Annotated in this window: 18 protein-coding genes; 2 read left to right on the top strand and 16 right to left on the bottom strand. The window is 60.4% G+C overall.

Features of this window, described 5'->3' with window-relative positions; genetic code table 11:
- Window positions 1-59 precede the first annotated feature (59 nt).
- The 4 genes from AC1DVE_RS10410 to AC1DVE_RS10395 all read right to left on the bottom strand — a co-directional run bounded on the left by AC1DVE_RS10410 (window position 60) and on the right by AC1DVE_RS10395 (window position 1,510).
- Window positions 60-341 carry a type II toxin-antitoxin system RelE family toxin gene (locus tag AC1DVE_RS10410; RefSeq protein WP_223461328.1) on the bottom strand — a complete coding sequence of 94 codons (282 nt, stop codon included), beginning with the start codon at window positions 339-341 and terminating at the stop codon, window positions 60-62.
- Entirely contained in the window at window positions 331-576 is a 246-nt protein-coding gene (locus AC1DVE_RS10405; RefSeq protein ID WP_046040690.1) for a type II toxin-antitoxin system prevent-host-death family antitoxin, read from the bottom strand. Before AC1DVE_RS10405 ends, AC1DVE_RS10410 begins: the two co-directional genes overlap by 11 nt.
- An 82-nt stretch (window positions 577-658) precedes the next feature.
- Complete coding sequence (locus AC1DVE_RS10400) at window positions 659-904, bottom strand: DUF2789 domain-containing protein (RefSeq protein ID WP_223461330.1); 246 nt, start codon at window positions 902-904, stop codon at window positions 659-661.
- Window positions 905-1,048: 144 nt separating this feature from the next.
- Window positions 1,049-1,510, bottom strand: a complete 462-nt coding sequence (locus AC1DVE_RS10395; RefSeq protein ID WP_046040686.1) for an aminoacyl-tRNA deacylase — start codon at window positions 1,508-1,510, stop codon at window positions 1,049-1,051.
- Between the two features lie 199 nt (window positions 1,511-1,709).
- Here AC1DVE_RS10395 and AC1DVE_RS10390 point away from each other — a divergent pair, with 199 nt between their 5' ends.
- Both AC1DVE_RS10390 and AC1DVE_RS10385 read left to right on the top strand, forming a co-directional pair.
- Complete coding sequence (locus AC1DVE_RS10390) at window positions 1,710-2,243, top strand: NfeD family protein (RefSeq protein WP_223461332.1); 534 nt, start codon at window positions 1,710-1,712, stop codon at window positions 2,241-2,243.
- Between the two features lie 2 nt (window positions 2,244-2,245).
- Window positions 2,246-3,004: a slipin family protein gene (locus AC1DVE_RS10385; RefSeq protein WP_008049942.1), complete on the top strand. Its 759-nt coding sequence runs from the start codon at window positions 2,246-2,248 to the stop codon at window positions 3,002-3,004.
- Between the two features lie 18 nt (window positions 3,005-3,022).
- Here AC1DVE_RS10385 and AC1DVE_RS10380 read toward each other — a convergent pair whose 3' ends face one another.
- From AC1DVE_RS10380 to AC1DVE_RS10325, 12 genes are all read right to left on the bottom strand, one after another.
- The gene (locus AC1DVE_RS10380; protein WP_223461334.1) at window positions 3,023-4,606 is read right to left on the bottom strand and encodes a glycosyltransferase family 39 protein; all 1,584 of its coding nucleotides are present in this window, start codon (window positions 4,604-4,606) and stop codon (window positions 3,023-3,025) included.
- A 117-nt stretch (window positions 4,607-4,723) separates the two neighbouring features.
- Window positions 4,724-6,286: an efflux transporter outer membrane subunit gene (locus tag AC1DVE_RS10375; protein ID WP_223536361.1), complete on the bottom strand. Its 1,563-nt coding sequence runs from the start codon at window positions 6,284-6,286 to the stop codon at window positions 4,724-4,726.
- Window positions 6,283-7,347, bottom strand: a complete 1,065-nt coding sequence (locus tag AC1DVE_RS10370; RefSeq protein WP_223536364.1) for an HlyD family secretion protein — start codon at window positions 7,345-7,347, stop codon at window positions 6,283-6,285. Before AC1DVE_RS10370 ends, AC1DVE_RS10375 begins: the two co-directional genes overlap by 4 nt.
- A 26-nt stretch (window positions 7,348-7,373) precedes the next feature.
- Window positions 7,374-8,906: an MFS transporter gene (locus AC1DVE_RS10365; RefSeq protein ID WP_223536366.1), complete on the bottom strand. Its 1,533-nt coding sequence runs from the start codon at window positions 8,904-8,906 to the stop codon at window positions 7,374-7,376.
- A gap of 251 nt (window positions 8,907-9,157) precedes the next feature.
- Window positions 9,158-10,078 (bottom strand): LysR family transcriptional regulator, encoded by a 921-nt coding sequence (locus tag AC1DVE_RS10360; RefSeq protein WP_223461342.1) that lies wholly within the window; start codon window positions 10,076-10,078, stop codon window positions 9,158-9,160.
- Between the two features lie 120 nt (window positions 10,079-10,198).
- Entirely contained in the window at window positions 10,199-11,065 is an 867-nt protein-coding gene (locus tag AC1DVE_RS10355) for an ABC transporter permease (protein WP_223504356.1), read from the bottom strand.
- A 21-nt stretch (window positions 11,066-11,086) separates the two neighbouring features.
- Window positions 11,087-11,947, bottom strand: a complete 861-nt coding sequence (locus AC1DVE_RS10350) for an ABC transporter ATP-binding protein (protein ID WP_223460867.1) — start codon at window positions 11,945-11,947, stop codon at window positions 11,087-11,089.
- A 5-nt stretch (window positions 11,948-11,952) separates the two neighbouring features.
- Entirely contained in the window at window positions 11,953-12,978 is a 1,026-nt protein-coding gene (locus tag AC1DVE_RS10345; protein ID WP_477783908.1) for an ABC transporter substrate-binding protein, read from the bottom strand.
- An 18-nt stretch (window positions 12,979-12,996) separates the two neighbouring features.
- Complete coding sequence (locus AC1DVE_RS10340) at window positions 12,997-13,884, bottom strand: TauD/TfdA dioxygenase family protein (protein ID WP_223460862.1); 888 nt, start codon at window positions 13,882-13,884, stop codon at window positions 12,997-12,999.
- Between the two features lie 384 nt (window positions 13,885-14,268).
- Window positions 14,269-15,633 (bottom strand): HlyD family type I secretion periplasmic adaptor subunit, encoded by a 1,365-nt coding sequence (locus AC1DVE_RS10335; protein WP_223533838.1) that lies wholly within the window; start codon window positions 15,631-15,633, stop codon window positions 14,269-14,271.
- On the bottom strand, window positions 15,623-17,779 hold the full coding sequence (locus tag AC1DVE_RS10330; protein ID WP_223460859.1) for a type I secretion system permease/ATPase: 2,157 nt from the start codon (window positions 17,777-17,779) through the stop codon (window positions 15,623-15,625). The genes AC1DVE_RS10335 and AC1DVE_RS10330 overlap by 11 nt, the downstream gene beginning before the upstream one ends.
- A gap of 42 nt (window positions 17,780-17,821) precedes the next feature.
- Entirely contained in the window at window positions 17,822-19,177 is a 1,356-nt protein-coding gene (locus AC1DVE_RS10325) for a TolC family outer membrane protein (protein WP_223460856.1), read from the bottom strand.
- Between the last annotated feature and the right edge of the window lie 221 nt (window positions 19,178-19,398).

The raw sequence follows: 19,398 nt of genomic DNA, 5'->3' as shown, positions 1-19,398 counted from the left end.
GGAGGGAATTTTCCGTCAAGTTTTGAAACAAATACGTAACAGTGACCTGCCGAGAGCCATCAACGTTTCTTGGCACGCTCATACACTTCACTGCGTTCGCGCTTTCCTACTGCAACGACAGAAACGACGACGCGCTCATCTATCACCTCGTAGACGAGTCGATATCCCGATGACTTCAACTTGATTTTGTAGCAGTCGGGCATGCCATGGAGTGAGTCGGAAGGGATTCGAGGCATTTCGAGCCGCTCTGCCAACTTCTTTTTGAATTGCTCACGCAACGTGTGTCCCAGCTTGTCCCATTCTTTACGTGCAGAAGGCAGAAATTCGAGCTTATAAGTCATCCAGCGTTACCGGGATCGGCGTTTCATGACGACGAGAACGCACGATTTCCGCCAACTCCAAATCATCCAGGCGTTCCATCATGGCTTCGAACACATCGGCAGGGACCATGTAACCCATGACGCGATTGTGATTGAGCACTGCGACGGGCCCTCCATGGGCGCCATTCAAAACGGCAGAGGGGTTTTTCTTTAGTTCAGACACGCTGACAGCCATATCAGCCAAAACACTTTGCATAATTAAGACCTCAAATAAGGTCTTAATTCTGGTCAATTATTGTAGTCAGAGCAACCTAGGTTGAGCACCGCCTATCAGTTTTCTACACCCCTCGCCCCTTCCTCAACAGCACATCCAGCTGATCAACTACTTCGGCCCAATCCGCGTCATCGAGTATCTCCTCTCGCAGAAGATCCGCCTGACTCGGGCTCCAGAAAAATGCATCCGCAAGGTGCAGCTCCGGTTTGAGCGGTGAATGGGTGGCGATGAATTTATCAATGCTTTCGGCATCGTCCGGCAGGCCAAGTTGCTTGAACAGGGATGGAAGGTTGTGGGTTGGGTTTTCCATGACGAACTCCGATGAACCAATTTAGGGACCGCTGCACGGTCATCGCGAGCAGGCTCGCTCCCACAGGAAAATTCGTTCTCCCTGTGGGAGCGAGCCTGCTCCGGGCGGCGTTCCGACGATGACGGCAGCGAAGACACTGCAGACCTAATGACTCAACTCCCGCACCTCGGCATGCGGCACCATTTTCAGAAACTCGGGCATGTCCATGCGCACCAGATTGACGTGGTTGCCGGCCTCCAGATAGATGTCTTTCTGCCGGGTCAGCATCGGATCGATCACCACCTCCAACCCATAGGACTCACCCAGCGCCGGTACGGCACCGCGTTCGCAATCATCGAAAAGGTGCGCCAGGTTGCTTTCGCGGGAAACCTGCCACTCACCGCTGCTGCGGACTTTGCTCAGGTCCAGGTGACGGCTGGCGGGCAGCACGGCCATCAGGTAATGCCCATGGTGATCGTCGAGGATCACCGATTTGGCCACCCGTTCGGCAGGAATACCTGCGACCCGTGCCGTTTCGAGGCTGCTGGCCGAGTGTGGGTGGCTGACGATGTCATATTCGCATTGAGCCTTTTCCAGGCTTCGCTGCACGGTTCTTGCCATTCGCATGATGCACCTCGGTGTCCGCCATGATCGCTGGCGGACGATGGTTAAAGTTTTGCTTGCGTAGTAAAAGTCTAGGCCCGTCAGCGCGATCCGGCGGGAAATCTGCCCATCGGATGTCGACGGCAGTTGAGCAAAATTCATACCGGCCAAGGCTCAACTAAACTGTATTCAGAGCCACTCCACGACTCTCCCGGAGGGTCAAGTGAACACGCGTTGCTGTGCAGTTGCGTTGCTGTTGGCGTTGAGCGGACCGGCCTGCGCCGCCGACACGGTTGTGTTGCTGGTGCCCAACCCCATCGGGATCTGGCTGATCACCTTCGGCCTCGCGTTCCTGATCGCTGAGGCGGCCCTGCCCAATTACGGCGTAATCGGCCTGGGCGGCATCGTGATGTTCGTGATCGGTGCGGTGATCCTGTCCAATACCGAAGTGCCCGTGCCGTTGATGATCGGCCTGGGACTGGTCAGCGCACTGTTGCTGATCTACCTGGTGTTTCACGCCCTGAAGACCCGACCGCGCCACACCGTCAGCGGTGATGCCGGGCTGGTCGGCAGCGAAACGCCGGTCACGTCAGTGCAGCTCGGCAACGCCTATGGCGGCTGGGTTCATCTGCAAGGAGAACGATGGCAAGTGCTCAGCGCGACGCCGCTGCAACCCGGGCAACAGGTGCGGGTGGTGGGGCGCAAGGGCTTGCTGCTGCAAGTGGCCGCGGCTGACGCGGCGCCGGGCGGAGAATAGTCATGGGTTTGCAATTGGGTCTTGTCGCGCTGCTATTGTTGATCATCGCACTGGCGGGGTCGACGTTCCGCATCCTGCGCGAATACGAGCGCGGGGTGGTGTTCCAGCTCGGGCGCTTCTGGCAGGTCAAGGGCCCTGGCCTGATCCTGCTGATTCCGGTGGTCCAGCAAATGGTCAGGGTCGATTTGCGCACCGTGGTGCTGGACGTGCCGCCGCAAGACGTGATCACCCGCGACAACGTGTCGGTCAAGGTCAACGCGGTGCTGTATTTCCGTGTACTCGATCCGCAGAAGGCAATCATCCAGGTCGAGGATTTCCTGGCCGCCACCAGTCAATTGGCGCAAACCACGCTGCGGGCGGTGCTGGGCAAACACGAACTGGACGAACTGCTGGCCGAACGCGAACGCTTGAATCTGGACATCCAGCAAGTGCTCGACGCCCAGACCGACGCCTGGGGCATCAAGGTTGCCAACGTCGAGATCAAACACGTGGACCTCAACGAATCGATGATCCGCGCCATCGCCAAGCAGGCCGAAGCCGAACGGGAACGGCGAGCCAAGGTGATCCACGCCGAAGGCGAATTGCAGGCCTCGGAAAAGCTCATGCAGGCCGCCGAAATGCTGGGTCGCCAACCGGGGGCCATGCAGCTGCGCTACATGCAGACCCTGAGTTCGATTGCCGGCGACAAGAGCTCGACCATCGTCTTTCCACTGCCGATCGAGTTGCTCAAGGGCATGGCGGACTTGTCGTCGAAACCCTGAAGGTTACGATGACGCCACTCATTGTCCGGTATTGCCGGACAGGTACAACCTCGCGGCAACACCACCAGCCTTCATCTGACGAGCGATATGCCATTGCACCGGCAACGGTGCGAACTCGTCAGGTACGTCGGCGGTACTGATCAGCCAGGTTCGTCCCGTGCCCTTGGGCAGGTCGCTCAAGTGGTCCAGATACACGTCTGGCATCGTCAAGGTACCGAAACCATAGTCGTTCGGCCGGCTCGAAGTGCCATCGGCCCGTGGCGGGGTGTAGAGCAGGGGCTGGGTACTGGTGCGGTTGTAGTAGACGTAACTCAAGTACCAGAGCATGTCACTGGTAACGATCCGGTCCCCCGGCTGAAAATGCACGTTGACATCTTCCACCAGGACGTTGACCTGATCATGGACGTCCACCGTCGCGTTGTTTTTCAGGCCCACCAGTTCAACACCGACAAACAGGACCAGCACCGTCAGGGCCAGCACCCGGGAACCGGAGTACAAGCGGTCGATTGCCAATGCCGCCAATAGCGGCAGGCCAAGGGCATACGCGGTGAGGTAGCGCTCGATGAATATCGGCGAAAAAAACGACACCGCAAACACCAACAGCATCGGGACAAAGGTGTAGACCGCGAGCAACGCGCTGCCACGGAACACACTGCGATCACGTGCCAGCGCCACCCACGCCAACACCGGCAAGGTCACCGGCAAGGCAATAAACACCAGGGGAGGCAGGGTTTCTCCGTCGTCCTGGGTCAGCAACGACCAGACCATCGACGGTAAGGAATCCAGGCTGACGGGCAGTTCCCAGCCAACATCGCCATTGGCCTTCAGTTGGTTCAGGTGCCGTAGCAGGTCGACGAACCCCGGCAGCCACGGCAGATACAGCGCCACGATAGCCACATTGGCCAGCCACCAGTCACCCCGCTGGATGTGCCGCAGACGATGCCCCGGCTGCACGCGGATGATCCCCAGGTACAACCAATGGCAGAGCACACACAGGGCCGTGAAGTAATGGGTGTAAAACGCAGCGCTCATCAGCACGACATAGATCACCAGATAGCGCCGGCGCTGCGGCTTGCGGATCCAGTACACCAGCGCAATGGTTGCCCCCAGCAACCACAGCCCCAGCAGCGAATACATTCGCACTTCCTGGCTGTAGCGCACCGCCGTGGGCAGCAGGGCCAGCAAGAAGCCGGCGAAGATCGCGGCACGGCGGGTGGCGAGCCGATCGACCAGCCACACACCGAGTCCGACCGAGGCAATCCCCGGCAGGGCACTGAGGCAGCGGATCGACAATATGCCGTCGCCAAACATCGCGATCCAGCCGTGCAGTAACATGAAGTACAGCGGCGGGTGCACGTCGTAGGCGGCGTGCAACCAGATGTCAGGTAATGAATAACGGGCCAGCAGCAGGCTGGAACCCTCGTCGCCCCAAATCGCGGCAGCGGTCAGATCGTAAAAGCGCACCAGCGCGGCCAATACCAGAATCGGCACCAGCCAATGCTCTCGCGCCCAGCGGATCAACGGTTGCGCGCCCCTGGCGAAACCAGGATTGGCGTGCGGTCCCTGAGTGTCGCCCATCGGCGTTTCTCTGCGCGCCTCCATTGCCTCCCCTTGCGACGTTGAGTGAAGATCCAGATTGTTTGCGCATCACTTTAGCCCTTCAAGCCGAGCAACGTCGATGCTGACCCGATAATGAAGCGATAGCCGGCGGCGGCACCGTCAGCGCTGCGCCGTCTCAGCCAACGGATACACCGACTCCCAACCCCCACCCAACGCCTTGTACAACCCGACGGCCGCCAGCGACACGCCGGTCGAACTCTCGACCCACTGCTCCTGCGTCGCCAGCAACGCCCCTTGCACGGTGAGTACGGTGACGAAATCCACCACGCCCTCGACGTACTGCTGTTGCGCGGTTTCCAGGGCGATGCTGTTCTGACGCACGGCTTCGGCCAGGCTGTCGCGACGCAACTGGCTGGCGTTGTAGGCAGTCAACTGGTCATCGATTTCATGCCAGGCGCGCAGCACGGTTTGCTGATAGGCGATAGCGGCTTCCTGTTGTTGGGCTTCACGCAACTCGAGCACGCCACGCAAGCGGCCGCCGTCGAACAACGGCAAGCTGAATTGCGGGCCGATCCCGAACGAACGCGAACCCCAGGAGCCGAAATCGCTCAGTTGCATGGCCTGAGAACCGATGTTCCCCGACAAGGTGATTCGCGGATAGAAATCGCCCTTGGCCACGCCAATGCTGGCCGTCGCTGCATGCAGTCGCGCTTCGGCCTGGCGAATGTCCGGCCGACGTTCAGCCAGTTGCGAGGGCAAGCCAATGGCGACCTGTCGCGGCGTTTGTGGCACCGGTGCGTCTGTGGATAACTCCGCCGCCAATGCCTGCGGCAGTTCGCCCATCAACAGACTCAAGGCGTTGATCAGTTGCCACTGGCGCTGCTCCAGTGCGGGCAGGCGTGACTCGATGGCCGCCACTTGTGCGGCGGCTTCGGCGACATCCAGATCCGTCGCGACGCCGTCGGCCAGGCGCAGTTGCGAAAGTTTCAGGCTATGGCGGGCGACGTCGAGATTCTGCTCGGTGACGAGCCGGGTGTTCTGCACACCGCGCAACTGAATGTAGTCCTGGGCGGTTTCGGCCAGCACCGACAGCAGCACACCGCGTCGGTCGTTCTCGGCAACTTCCAGGTTGGCGTCGGCGGCTTCGGTTTCCCGCCGCACGCGCCCCCAGAAATCCAGCTCCCAGGAAGCGGAAAAGCCGGCATCCCACAGGTTGAAGGCGGATTGGCCGTTGTGTCCTGACGGGTCGTTCAAGCCTTCACCGCTGTTGCGGTTGCGTCCGTAACGGCCGCTGGCGGCCGTGTTGGGGTAGCGCTCGGCGGTGATGACCTGACGCACTGCACGACTTTGCTGCAAGCGGCTGCCGGCCAGCTTCAGATCGAGGTTGTCGGTCAGGGCACGCTGGCTCAGGGCCGAGAGTTTCGGGTCGTGGAACACTTCCCACCAGCGCTCGGCCATCGTTTCGGTGACGGCCTGGCTGGCGGCGGATTTGGCCGGCTTTGCCCATTCGGTGATTTGTTGTGCCTCAGGCTTCTGGAAGTCCGGGCCGACGGTGCAGGCACTGAGACTCATGACGAGCAAGGCACTGAAGGTGAGTGGCTTCCACAGGCCTCTTCGCGGGCAAGTCGGATCGCCGCACCGCCGCTCCCACAGGGGAATGCGGTCAACTGTGGGAGCGGGCTTGCTCGCGAAGGCGTCAGCGCGATCAACGAAAATCTTCATCGCTGAACAACCTCTTTCACCTTGGCGGCGGCCGTATCAATACTCGCCTCCACCGACATCCCCACCCGCAAACGCTCGGCCAGCGACTGTCCCGGCTCCAGCACAATCTTCACCGGTATCCGCTGCACCACCTTGGTGAAGTTGCCGGTGGCGTTGTCCGGTTTGACCGCAGCGAACGTCACCCCGGTGGCCGGGGCAATGCTTTCGACACGACCGTTCAATGCCGCACCGCCCAGACTGTCGACGCGCACCTGTACAGCCTGCCCCGGCTGCACATCCGTCAGTTGGGTTTCCTGGAAATTGGCCATCACGTAAGCCTGCGCCAGCGGCACTACTGCGAGGATTTTGCTGCCCGGCGTAACGTAGGCGCCGACCCGCACCGCGCGTTCGCCGACCATGCCATCCTGTGGCGCGACGATCCTCGTATAGGACAACTCGTAGCTGGCCATTTCCAGCTTCGCTTGCGCCCGTTTCAGGCCACCTTCGGCTGCATCGCGCTGGGCCGTGAGGATCTCCACCTGCTTGCGTTCCGCCGCCAGTACCGCCGTGGCGTTGGTCAGCCGTGCGGATGCCTGGTCGATGCGCGTTTGCGCCTGTTGCGCATTTTGCACCGTGCCGGCACCCACCCCGGCGAGGTGGTTGTAGCGGTTCAATTCATGCTCGGCAAAGGCCATTTCTGCCTTGGTCGAAACCACCGAGGATTGCGCCTGGGCAATCACCGACGCCTGACGCTCCAGGGTCGCCCGGGCGTTTTGCAGTTGCGCCCTGGCCACCAGCGTTTCGGCGTCAGCGGCCTGGGCGGCGGCGCGCAAATCCCGGTCATCGATCAGCGCCAACAACTGCCCGGCCTTGACCTGCTGGTTGTCCTCAACCAGCACTTGCTTGATAAACCCGGCAACGCGCGGCACGACCAGGGTGAAATCCGCCGAGACATAAGCATCGTTGGTGTTCTGCTGGGTACGCTTGCCGAACAGGCCGGGCATCGCCAGGTACAGCAACACGCCGACGGCCAATGCCGCGGCCACGGCAACCGCGACTTTCTGCTTTGCTTGAGTGTTCATAAAAACCTTCTGTATCAGTGGAGCATTCAGGTCGGAGCGCGCGGCGGATAGATCCGCGTCGGCAGCCAGAAAATCAGCAGGATCAAGGTCACGGCGATACCGGCCATGCACAGGTAAAGATCAGAGGAAGTGAGCACCACCGCTTGCTCATGCAGACGATGAGCGAGGCTTGCGCTGTCGCGCTCGGCCAGCGGCGAGTTGCCGAGGCGATCGACCAGCATGGTCGAGTGAAAATGCAGACGTGCCGTGGTCAACGCCTCGATCACCCCGGTGGCGATGACCGCCGACAGGCCTTTGACGGTGTTGAACCAGGCCGATGCAAACGGCCCTTGCATCGGGTTGATGCTGCCGGTGGACAGCATCAGCAACGGCAACACCGCCATGGGCTGACCGAAAATCTGCAGCCATTGCAGCACATAGAAATCATCGCGAATCCACGCGGACGTCAGTTGCGAGCCGCCGACGCACGACAGCGCCAGCATGCTCAGGCCGATGCCCAACACCCAGCGGCAATCCACCCAGCGAAAGTTGCACAGCGCCGCCACCAACGGCAGCGCAATCAATTGCGGCAGCGCCGCCAGCAGCATGATCGGCGCGGTCTGCACCGGGCGATAACCCTGGACCTGCGCCAGGTAGCTGGACGGAATAATGATCACCGCCTGCAATACCACCAGCACGCCCGCCAGGGTCAGCAGGGCGAAAGACAGGTTACGGATGCCGAGCATCTGCATCTTGAAAAACGGAATCGGCTGCGACCACTCGCCGCTCAAAAACAGCACCAGTAGCAACAGCCCGCCGCCGAGCAATCCGCAGATCAGGTTCGACTCGAACCAGTCCAGACGATTGCCCTGCAGGATGCCGATCACCAGCATGCAGATGGCGGGAAAGCCCAGCAGCACACCGCGCCAGTTGAAGGATTTGAAACGTTCCAGGCGCAGCGGGTCCTGGGGTAAGCCATACGCCACCGCGACCATGGCAATCAGGCACGGCGCAATGATTTGCCAGAAGGTCCATTGCCAGCCGACATACTCGGTCCACAACCCGGCCAATGGCGTGCCCAGGCCCGGGCCGAACGTCGCCGTCAGGGCATAACCGGCCAGGCCATACAACTTCACATTGGCGGGCAAAAACCGCAGGGCCACGGTCATCAGCATGGGTGGCAATGCACCGCCCGCCAGACCTTGCAACGTCCTCAGCAGCAACAAGCTTTCGTAATTAGGGGCGAAGGGGCACAACACACCCAACAGGGTGAACAGGCTGATGGCGCACAGGGTGAAACGCCGCAACGAGAACGTCACCGCACACCACGGCGCGAACGCCATGGCCGCCACCGACGTCGCGGTGTAACAGGCGACCAGCCAGGTGCCTTCGTCGTAGCCGATGGCCAACGCACCACGGATATCGGCCAGGGCGACTTTGGTCACCATCTCGTTCAGGCCAGACACCAGCACCGCCAGCAATACGCCAATCAGGCCGATGATGATCCGCGGACCGAAGACGGGTGGAGCGGCTGCCGGGCTGGCCGCAGCAACAGGTGCCGTGACCGTAAGGGAAGTCATGTACTGCAAGCTCCGGCGTGGAAAGACCGAAGCATTCTAGGAAGCGTGATGCCTGACGAAAATCAACTTATTGGCAGGTTATAAGTGCGTTATACGCAACAATGCAAAACCCTTGTGGGAGCGGGCTTGCTCCGGGCGGCGTTCCGACGAAGGCGCTGGGTCAGTCGGTATCAATGTTGAATGACAAATCGCATTCGTCGGAACGCCGCCCGGAGCAAGCCCGCTCCCACAGGAGGAAGTTGCGCTCGACCTCAGTCCGGCTGCGCAGCCAGCCACGTTTCATCGCAACACGTCTTGAGCGTTTCACGCAACCAGCGGTGGGCCGGATCCTTGTCGAAGCGCGGGTGCCAGGCTTGGGTCAACATCAAGGTTGGCAACGGGATCGGCAGGTCGAACGAGCGCAGCTTCAGTCCGAGCCGTCGCACACTCAGCAAGGCTTCCTTGGGCACCGGCAGAATCAGGTCGGAATCGGGCAAGGCAAACATCGCCGCATGAAAGCTCGGCGCAATCACCGCCACCCGCCGCTCCAGCCCCAAGGCATTGAGCGCGGTATCGATCGGACCTCGGGCAATGCCACGCCGTGACATGCTGATATGGGAATAACCCGCATAGCGCTCTGCCGTGATCTCATCGTCCAACAGCGGATGATCCTCGCGCACCAGGCCAACGAAGTGGGTGGAAAACAGGTTCTGGATCTTCACTTCCGGGGTCAATGGCCGGGTGTTGCTGACGCTCAGATCGATCCGCCCTTCGCGCAATGCCTCATCATCGCCATCGCCTTCCGGGACGAAACGCAATTCGCAGTGCGGCGCCTGCCGGTCAAGGGTGTCGAACAGCTTGCCGCCGTAGACGCCGACAAAGAAGTCGTTGGCCCGAATACTGAATCGCCGCCGCAGCGAGCTCAGCTCCACCGCATCGGCCGAACGAAACAGCAACCCGGCCTGTTCCACCACGCTGCGCACCTGCTCGCGCAATTCCAGCGCCTTGGGGGTCGGCACCAGGCCACGGCCGGCGCGCACCAGGATCGGATCGCCAATGGCTTCGCGGATGCGCGTCAATGTCCGGCTCATGGCCGCCGGGCTCAGGTTCATCCGCCGCGCCGCGCCCACCACACTGCCCTCGTCGAGCAAGGCATCGAGGGCGACCAACAGGTTCATGTCCGGGAGTTGCATGGTGAGCACTCTAACCTGATCTTTGTTGATTCAGACGCAATGCTAGCAAACTCCACCGAGCCATTGTGCGAGCGGGCTTGCCCGCGAAGAGACCAGAGCGGACTTCACACAATCAGACAGTCAACGCACCATCCCCCAGCGCCTCACAGTCACCCGCTCCAACGAATCAAACACCAGATTCTCCACCAGCAAACCAATCAGAATCACCACCGCCAACCCGGCAAACACCTTGTCTGTGTACAGCTCATTGCGATTCTGAAAAATGTACCACCCCAGCCCGCCCTTCCCACTGGTTGCACCAAACACCAGCTCAGCAGCAATCAACGTCCGCCAGGCAAACGCCCAGCCGATTTTCAGCCCGGCGAGGATTGATGGCAGTGCCGCCGGAATCAGGATGAACAGCACGAAACGCATGCCCTTGAGACCGTAATTGCGCCCGGCCATGCGCAGGGTTTCCGAGACGCCGAGGAAACCGGCGTAGGTGTTCAGCGCCAGCGCCCAGAGCACCGAATGCACCAACACGAAAATCAGGCTGTTCTGCCCCAACCCGAACCACAACAACGCCAGCGGCAGCAGGGCGATGGCCGGCAAGGGGTTGAACATCGAGGTCAGGGTACTGAGCAGATCGCGACCGAATTGCGTCGACACCGCAAGAGTGGTCAGAGCAAACGCCAGGACGATGCCGATCAGATAGCCCTTGAGCAACACCACCAGGGAAATCCACACCTTGCCCAGCAATTCACCGCTGAGCAGGCCGTCGTACAAGGCGTGTGCGGTTTGCACAAAGCTCGGCAGCAGCAGGTCGTTGTTTTGATACCGGGCAACAGCTTCCCAAAGCACTGCGAGCAAAATCAGGATCAGGCTTTTGCGCAGCCAACCTTGCTGCCACAGGCGTTGGCCTAGGGGTAATTCCCGCTCCAGCGGCACGCTGGTCAGTGGCTGCAAAACCGTTTCGAACTCTTCACGCGGGGATGATAAATGGCTCATCGGGCCCTCCTCTCAACTGGCTCAATAAGCGATGCGGATGTCGGCGAAATCCAATTCATGTTCGGCTTGCGGTGATTGACCTTCGTCGAACAACAGCCGGTGAATACGTCGCGCCGACTCCTGAAACGCCACACCGCCGAGGCTGTGCAAATCGTATTGGTGGCTGTGGACCTCCGCCCTCACCCGGCCCGGATGGGGCGACAACAACAGAATGCGATTGCCCACCACCAGCGCCTCTTCGATAGAGTGCGTGACGAACAGCAGCGTGAAACGCACTTCCTCCCAGAGCAGCAGCAATTCTTCCTGCATCTTGCGCCGGGTCAGGGCATCGAGGGCGGCGAAGGGTTCATCCATCAACAGGATTTTCGGCTGCATCGCCAGCGCCCGAGCGATGGCGACCCGGGCCTTCATCCCGCCTGACAAAGTGTGCGGATAAGCCTCGGCAAACGCCGCCAGGCCGACCTTTTCCAGATAGTGCAGCGCTCGCTCTTCGGCTTCCCTGCGCTTGAGGGTTTTCGAGGCCAGAAGCGGAAACATCACGTTCTGCTTCACGGTTTTCCACGGCGGCAGTTGATCGAACTCCTGAAACACCACAATCCGGTCCGGACCCGGCGCATCGACGCGCTGGCCTTGCAGACGGATCTCGCCTTCCACTGGCTGGATGAAGCCGGCGGCGGCCTTGAGCAACGTCGACTTGCCACAACCGGACGGCCCGAGCAGGACAAAGCGGTCCGCCGGATCGATCTCGAAACTGACTTGATGGGTCGCCCGCACCACCCGCTGCGGTGTGCGGTATTCGAGGCTGACGTTATCGACCGACAGCAGCGCCTGGGCTGCCGCGATCGGTTTGCTGACCGTGTGGCCTTGCAAAGGGGCGTTCATTTCGGTCAGCTCCCTTGCAGCGGTTTGGCGTCCTGGAAGAAGTAGTCCTTCCATGAATCCGGTTTGTTTTTGATCGCGCCAACGCGGTAAAGGAACTCGGCCAGCGGGTAAGTGTTTTTCGGCGTGACGCTGAATTCGAACTGCGGGTTGTCGATGATTTTCAGCAATGCGGCGCGGTCGATTTTGGCCTTGGTAACACGGATGTAAGTGTCCGCCGCTGCGCCTTTATCGTTCTGCGCGAATTGCGCCGCTTCGGTCAGCGCATCAATGAATGCCTTGTAGGTTTTCGGGTTCTCGTCGCGGAACTTCTCGGTGGCGAACAACACCGTCGGCGAGTTCGGACCGAGCAGGTCATAGGTGTTCAGCACCACGTGCACATTGGGATTGGCCAGTTCCTGATCCTGGAATGGCGGGTTGGAAAAGTGCCCGCTCAGCTCGGTGCCGCCGGCCACCAGCGCAGCCGTGGCATCAGGATGTGGAACGGCGATGGTGTACTTGTCGAGGCGATTGAAGTCCTTGTCACCCCACTGTTTGGCCGCCGCGTATTGCAGGAAGCGCGACTGCACCGACACGCCCACCGCTGGCACCGCGATGCGGTCCTTCTCGGTGAAGTCTGCGATGGTTTTGACCTTGGGGTTATTGCTCACCAGGTAGTACGGAAAGTTGCCCAGGGAAGCCACGGCCTTGACGTTCTGCTTGCCGTGGGTACGATCCCAGATGGTCAGCAGCGGGCCGACACCGGCGCCGGCAATGTCGATCGAGCCCGACAGCAACGCATCGTTGACCGCCGCACCGCCGGAGAGCTGGGTCCAGTCGACCTTGATGTCGATACCTTCCTGCTTGCCGTACTTCTCGATCAGGTTCTGATCGCGCACCACATTGAGCAGCAAGTAAACGATGCCGAACTGTTCGGCAATGCGGATTTCACCTTCGGCGTGGGCCACGGTCGGCGCCATCAGGTTGCCGGCGATCAGGCTGAAACCCAGGCCGATGGCCGCGGCCAGCGGTGCGAATGGAAGACGTTTGGACATGATCAGATCTCCGACAAATCAGAAAGGCGCGTCGCCCTGGATGGTGGTGCGATACAGCTTGCGGCGCAGATGGCTGGGGCATCCGGCGGCGAGGTGGATCAGCGAACGGTTGTCCCAGAACACCAGGTCGTGGGGCTGCCATTGATGGCGGTAGATGTTTTGCGGCAGCACGCTGTGGGCATATAGCTCGGCCAGCAGTTGCTGGCTCTCGCCTTCCGGCAGGCCAACGATGCGGGTGGTGAACCCCTCGCTGACGAACAACGCCTTGCGGCCGTTTTCCGGGTGGGTACGCACGACCGGATGGACGACTTCGGCGACCTGGGCCAGTTGCTCCGGGGTCAAGGTCGGACGCCAGCTGCCTTCGAATTTGGTCTCGCTGTAACGCGCCGTGTAGGAGTGCGCCGCCGAGCGACCTTCCACCGCTTTGCGCAACGCGAGCGGCAGGCTTTCCCAAACTTTGTGCATGTCGGCGAACAATGTGTCGCCGCCTTCTGATGGCAGCTCCTGGGCATGCAGCATCGAGCCCAGGCTCGGCAGCTCCTTATAAGAAAGATCGGAGTGCCAGAACTTCCCAGCATCGCCGAGGCCGATGTTCTGGCCGTTTTCGACGATGTTGGAAACGATGAGGATTTCCGGATGCCCTGCCAGCAGGAACTGCTTGAGCACATGGATCTGCAACACGCCAAAACGACGGCTGAAATCGATCTGCTGCTCAGGGGTTATGCGCTGCTCGCGGAACACCACCACGTGATGATCCAGGTGCGCGCGGTGAATGCGGGAAAAATCGTCATCATTGATCGGGCGGGACAGGTCGAGACCGATGATCTCGGCGCCCACCGCTCCGCTGAACGGGCGGATTTCAAAGAATTGTGGCGCGATGCTTGGCGAAGCTGAAGCTGCAGACATAAATCACTCCCACGCACGGCACGCTCAAAAGCGCGCGCGTCGATCAGAAACTCACGGAGGTCCCGTGTTGGTTCGTGTCGTGCGGCGCGCCGATTGGTCGGCAGGTACGCAGGAGATTGACTTTATAGCTATAAGAATTGAAATTTAAATACCGTTAATGAATAACGATATGGCGATTGAGAAGGGATTGAGTGGATGGTTGAGTGACGTAATTTTCACTTGCTCACAGGGTTGAGGTGTTTTGACTGACGCCATCGCGGGCAAGCCCGGCTCCCACAGGTTTTTGTGTCAAACACATGATCGTGTTTCAACAAAGAACCTTGTGGGAGCGGCGATGCGGCGATCCGACTTGCCCGCGATGGGGCCAGTGAATCCACTAAAGATCTAGCGCTCGTGCAGCGCCTCGGCCCGCGCGCGGATGATCGGCTTGAGCAGGTAGCTGAGAACCGTCTTCTTGCCGGTGATGATGTCCACGGAAGCCACCATCCCCGGAATGATCAGCAACGGCTTTTCATCGGTGCCCAAGTGGCTGCGGTCGGTGCGCAGCTTGATGATGTAGTAGGTAGTTTTCTTGTCTTCGTCGGTGATGGTGTCGGCGCCGATCTGCTCCAGCTTGGCCTTCAACCCGCCGTAGATGGTGTAGTCATAGGCGGTAAATTTTACCGTCGCTTCCTGCCCCGGATGCAGGAACGCGATGTCCTGCGGGCGGATCTTCGCCTCGACCAGCAAGGTGTCGTCCAGCGGCACGATTTCCACCAGGTCGCTGCCCGGCTGGATAACCCCGCCGATGGTATTGACCAGCAACTTGTTGACGATACCCCGCACCGGCGAAGTGACCAGCGTCCGGCTGAGCCGGTCTTCCAGGGCCTTGCCGGTGGCCTGGGCCTTGTTCAGGTCGGTGCGTGCTTCGTTGAGTTGGGTCAGGGCTTCGCTGCGGAACTTGCCGCGGGTTTCATCGACCTTGCGCTGCACTTCCTTGATTGCCGATTCGGCACGCGGAATGGCCAGGGTGGTGGCGTCGAGCTGACCACGGGTCTCCGCTTCGGCACGCCTTAGGCGCAGGACTTCCACCGGCGATACCGCGCCCTGGGCCACCAACGGCTCGGACATGCTGATTTCCTGACGCTGGAAGCCCAATTGCTGGCGATACTGCGCCTGCTTGGACGTGAATTCGCGCAGCTCTTGCTGGCGCTGGATCAGCTGCTCCTGCAAGCCGCCAATCTCATCGTGCAACTGTTGGCGACGGCTTATATAGAGCGATTCTTCGCTCTTGGCCTGACCCGGCACAGCCTTGAGCACATCCTCGGGGAAGTTCAGCGGGCGATCTTCGACCTCGGCGCTCAGGCGTTCGACCCGCAGCAGCATCGACAGCCGATCGGCCTCGGTTTCGCCAACGTTCGAAGCAAATCGCGTGTCGTCCAGACGAATCAGCGGTGCGCCAGCCTCGACGATCTGGCCTTCCTTGACGAACAGCTCGGCAACGATACCGCCTTCAAGGTTCTGGATTTTCTGAATCTTCGACGATGGAATCGCCTTGCCGTCGCCCTTGGTCACTTCGTCGATCACCGCGAAATTGGCCCAGAGCATCAGGAACACAAAGAACGCGATGATCGCCCAGATCGTCAGCCGCACCACTCGCGGCGCATCCTCGATCAGTGCCTTGTTGACCTCCGGCAGCGGCTGGCCCTGAAGCGAAGCAGAGCCTTTGAAGTAGCGACGGATCGAATCCTTGCCCGACTTAAGCAACACTGATCTGCCCCTTCTTCAACGCTTCCATCACCGCAGCTTTCGGGCCGTCGGCGAGTATCTGCCCGCGGTCGATCACGATCAGCCGATCCACCAGCGACAACAGCGATGCCCGGTGCGTCACCAGCACCATGGTCTTGTTTTCGATCACCGCTGCCAGGCGCTGCTTGAGGCGCTCTTCACCGGTGTTGTCCATGGCGCTGGTCGGCTCGTCGAGCAGCAGGATCGGCGGGTTGAGCAATAACGCACGGGCCAGGGCGACGTTTTGTCGTTGACCGCCGGAGAGGTTCTGCCCGCGCTCGCCGACTTGCAGCTCATAACCCTGCGGATGCAGGCGTGCATATTCGTGGACGCCGGCCAGTTCTGCGGCTTGCAGCACCAGTTCGTCTTCGACATACCGCGCGCCGGAAACCAGGTTGTCGCGCAAGGTGCCGGCGAGCAACTGAATGTCCTGGGGCACGTAGCCGATGTTGTAGCGCAGTTCGCTGACGTCGATCTGGCGGATATCCACACCGTCGACCAACAGCGCGCCGTCATCCGGCTGGTACAACCCCACCAGCAATTTCGCCAGCGAGCTCTTACCCGAGCCGCTTCGACCAATGATGCCGACCTTCTCGCCGGGACTGATCGACAGGTTGATGTTCTTCAGCGCCAGGTTCTGCTGTTGCGGGTAGGTGAAGTTGAGCTGGCGGCACTCAATGCCGCCCTGCAGCACCTTGCGGCTGAGCGGACGCTCTTCGAAATTGCGCTCCTGGGGCAACTCCATCATCTGGTCGACCGAGGTCATGGTCACCCGCGCCTGCTGATAGCGGGTCAGCAGACCGGACAGGGACGCCAGCGGGCTGAGTGCACGGCCGCTGAGCATGTAACAGGCAATCAGGCCGCCCATGCTCAGGTGACCGTCGATGATCTGGTACACGCCGAAGACGATCATGATCACCCCGGCCAGTTGCTGGATCAGCAAGGTGATGTTCATCGCCAGGCCGGAGAGCATTTTCACCCGCAACTCAAGGCGGCTGAGGGTGCCGATGGTCTGCTCCCACTGATACTGGCGTTCGCTTTCGGCGTTGTTGACCTTCACCGCATCCAGGCCGGCCAGGGTTTCGATCAGGCTCGACTGACGCTCGGCCCCCAACGCCATGGTCCGCTCCATGGTCGCCACCAGGGGTTTCTGCAAGGCGTAGCCGATGGCCAGGGCAATCGGGAATGCCAGCACCGGTATCCACACCAGGTGCCCGCCAAGGATCGCGATGACGATAAAGATCAGAATCGTGAACGGCAGGTCAATCAGGCTGGTGAGGGTCAGCGAGGCGAGGAAGTCGCGCAGGTTCTGGAACTCATGGATGTTCTGGGCAAAGCTGCCGACCCGCGCCGGCCGGTATTTCATGGCCATGCCGACGATGCGCTCGAACAGCGTGGCCGAGATAATCAGGTCGGTTTTCTTGCCGGCCAGATCCAGGCACAGGCTGCGCAGGCTTTTCAGGATCAGGTCGAAGAGGTAGGCGCCCGTGATGCCGAGTGCCAGCACCCAGAGCGTCGCTTCGGCCTGGTTCGGCACGACGCGGTCGTAGACGTTCATCACGAACAACGGCGCGGCCATGGCAATGATGTTGATCAGAAAACTGGCGGCGATGGCGTCGACATACAACCAGCGCGAACGCTTGAGGGTGTCGCGGAACCACGAGCGCGCACGCGGAATGAGCGTGCCGTGGTTGACGTCGAATTTGTGCTGCGGCTGGGCGAAAAAGACCCTGCCGGTGTAGTCGTCGGCCAGCAGCTCACGGCTGACCAGGGACTCGCCGCCATCGCTTTCGCTGAGCAGCACCCGTACCTGATCTTCGCCTTGCCAGCCAAGCAGGACGGCACTGCGACCGTCCCTGAGCAGCAACAATGCTGGCATGGCAATCGCCGGAATATTCTCCAGCTTGCGTTGCAGCACCCGACCTTGCAGCCCCGCGCGAGCTGCCGCACGTGGCAGCAACTCGATACTCAAGCGTTGCTCGGGCAGCGGCAGGCCGGTGGTCAGCATTGCCGCGCTGGCAGGCTTCTGGTGCAGCATGCAAAGAGCGAGCAGACCATCCAGTAACGGATCGTCATGCAACGCGTGCGGATCATGAATGAGTTGAACCCTACTGACTTCTGATTCCACGCTCGGCACTCTTGGCTAACAATTGAATAATGAAGGCCCTGCTCAATTCATACCGGGCAATTGGACCTTGGGCTTCACATCGTTTTGCACAACGGATGCCAATGGTGCGACTACTCCCTGGCTCTTGAGCAACTCGCCCATGGTCGCTTTGATTCGGTACTGCGTAAATAACTGAGTGTTCCTGATCTCCGCCAGACGGCGAGAGGAGGTAAACAGTTCGTTCTCACTGTCGAGCAAATCGAGCAGGGTGCGCTCGCCGAGGCTGAACTGACGCTGGTAAGCGGTACGCACGGCGGTGCTGTGATCGACGTATTGCTGGGCGATCGGCACCTGTGCGTTGGCATTGTTCAGGGCGTTCCAGGCCAGGCCCAGCTCCTCATTCAATTGGCGCAGGGCGTTGTTGCGGATGTCCAGCGCCTGGTTCGACAGGTACGCCTTGGATTCCAGATCGGCCTTGTTGCTGCCGCCGGCATACAGGTTGAAGCGCATACGCAGCATGGCTTGCCATTCGTTGTTGTGGCCGTCCTGACCATCAATATCGTTGTCCGCGGTACGACCTAGCTCAGCATCGAAGCGTGGGTAGAAAGTCGACTTGGCCGTGTCGTATTGCTTCTCGGCAGCGGCGATATCGGATTCGGCCGAGCGCAGGATCGGGCTGTTTTCCAGCATCTGCGCACGGGCCTCATTCAGGTTGGCCGGCATCAGCGCCATGAAACTCGCCGGGCGCTCCAGTTGATCGGGCATCTGGCCGACAGCGGAGAGGTAGTTGGTTTCGGCATCAGCCAGGTTGGTCTGCTCGGTGATCAGGTTGTTGCGCGCCTGGGCCATCCGCGCTTCGGCCTGATCGAGGTCGGCACCACTGCCAACGCCACGCTGGGTACGCAGCTGGATCTGGTCGTAAATGCGTTGGTGGCTCTTGAGGTTGTCCTCGGCCAGACGCACGAATTCGCGGCGGGTCAGCACGTCGAGATAAACCTGGGCCACGGTCAATCCGGTACGCTCGGAAGTACTCAGCAGCGAGTAGGCGCGGGAGTTGACGGCGGCTTGTTGACGCCCTACTTCGCTGGACGTCGCAAAACCGTCAAAAACCACTTGGGTCAGCCGCAAACTGGACTCACTGCGATTCAGGGTTTCCCAGTGCTTGTTGCTGCTGCTGTCCGTGCGCGTCGTCACGCTATCGGTGCCTTCACGACCGTAACCACCCAGCAGGTCGACCCGTGGCAGGTATCCACCTTCCGCAGCCTTCAACTGATAGTCCGCAGCCAATCGGCTGTTGACGCCTGCCTGGACCTCCGGATGGACATCCAGCGCTTGTTGCATGGCGTCTGGCAAGGATTGCGCCTGGACGAAAGACGCGGCGAGGGCGAAAGGTAGAGCCATGAACAAGGGCGAACGCATGGTAGGAATTTCCCAGAACTTCTTGTCTTGAATCACAGCAAAAGAGCTCGCTGCGTCGGAAGATGGCAAGCCGAATGACCGTATGTCGGAAAGTTCAAAAGCGGAACTGGTTCACATACCGAGGACAGATCACCACTGAAATATCAATGTGACATTACAGGGACGATTGTTTAGGATGACCCCCAGAAGGTCAATAGTTTGGCATAAAGTTAATAGCGAAA

It is taken from the genome of Pseudomonas sp. P4_B4, from assembly GCF_056402255.1.
The sequence above is the reverse complement of the archived record's forward strand: the minus strand, read 5'-3'. Positions and strand labels throughout refer to the sequence as shown.

What these genes read in the sequence shown, in the direction of transcription:
- AC1DVE_RS10365 (WP_223536366.1), bottom strand. Translation starts at nt 8,906, where the DNA reads ATGACTTCCCTTACGGTCACGGCACCTGTTGCTGCGGCCAGCCCGGCA.
- AC1DVE_RS10400 (WP_223461330.1), bottom strand. Translation starts at nt 904, where the DNA reads ATGGAAAACCCAACCCACAACCTTCCATCCCTGTTCAAGCAACTTGGC.
- AC1DVE_RS10395 (WP_046040686.1), bottom strand. Translation starts at nt 1,510, where the DNA reads ATGCGAATGGCAAGAACCGTGCAGCGAAGCCTGGAAAAGGCTCAATGC.
- AC1DVE_RS10345 (WP_477783908.1), bottom strand. Translation starts at nt 12,978, where the DNA reads ATGTCCAAACGTCTTCCATTCGCACCGCTGGCCGCGGCCATCGGCCTG.
- AC1DVE_RS10405 (WP_046040690.1), bottom strand. Translation starts at nt 576, where the DNA reads ATGCAAAGTGTTTTGGCTGATATGGCTGTCAGCGTGTCTGAACTAAAG.
- AC1DVE_RS10375 (WP_223536361.1), bottom strand. Translation starts at nt 6,286, where the DNA reads ATGAAGATTTTCGTTGATCGCGCTGACGCCTTCGCGAGCAAGCCCGCT.
- AC1DVE_RS10355 (WP_223504356.1), bottom strand. Translation starts at nt 11,065, where the DNA reads ATGAGCCATTTATCATCCCCGCGTGAAGAGTTCGAAACGGTTTTGCAG.
- AC1DVE_RS10370 (WP_223536364.1), bottom strand. Translation starts at nt 7,347, where the DNA reads ATGAACACTCAAGCAAAGCAGAAAGTCGCGGTTGCCGTGGCCGCGGCA.
- AC1DVE_RS10380 (WP_223461334.1), bottom strand. Translation starts at nt 4,606, where the DNA reads ATGGAGGCGCGCAGAGAAACGCCGATGGGCGACACTCAGGGACCGCAC.
- AC1DVE_RS10325 (WP_223460856.1), bottom strand. Translation starts at nt 19,177, where the DNA reads ATGCGTTCGCCCTTGTTCATGGCTCTACCTTTCGCCCTCGCCGCGTCT.
- AC1DVE_RS10360 (WP_223461342.1), bottom strand. Translation starts at nt 10,078, where the DNA reads ATGCAACTCCCGGACATGAACCTGTTGGTCGCCCTCGATGCCTTGCTC.
- AC1DVE_RS10385 (WP_008049942.1), top strand. Translation starts at nt 2,246, where the DNA reads ATGGGTTTGCAATTGGGTCTTGTCGCGCTGCTATTGTTGATCATCGCA.
- AC1DVE_RS10350 (WP_223460867.1), bottom strand. Translation starts at nt 11,947, where the DNA reads ATGAACGCCCCTTTGCAAGGCCACACGGTCAGCAAACCGATCGCGGCA.
- AC1DVE_RS10410 (WP_223461328.1), bottom strand. Translation starts at nt 341, where the DNA reads ATGACTTATAAGCTCGAATTTCTGCCTTCTGCACGTAAAGAATGGGAC.
- AC1DVE_RS10340 (WP_223460862.1), bottom strand. Translation starts at nt 13,884, where the DNA reads ATGTCTGCAGCTTCAGCTTCGCCAAGCATCGCGCCACAATTCTTTGAA.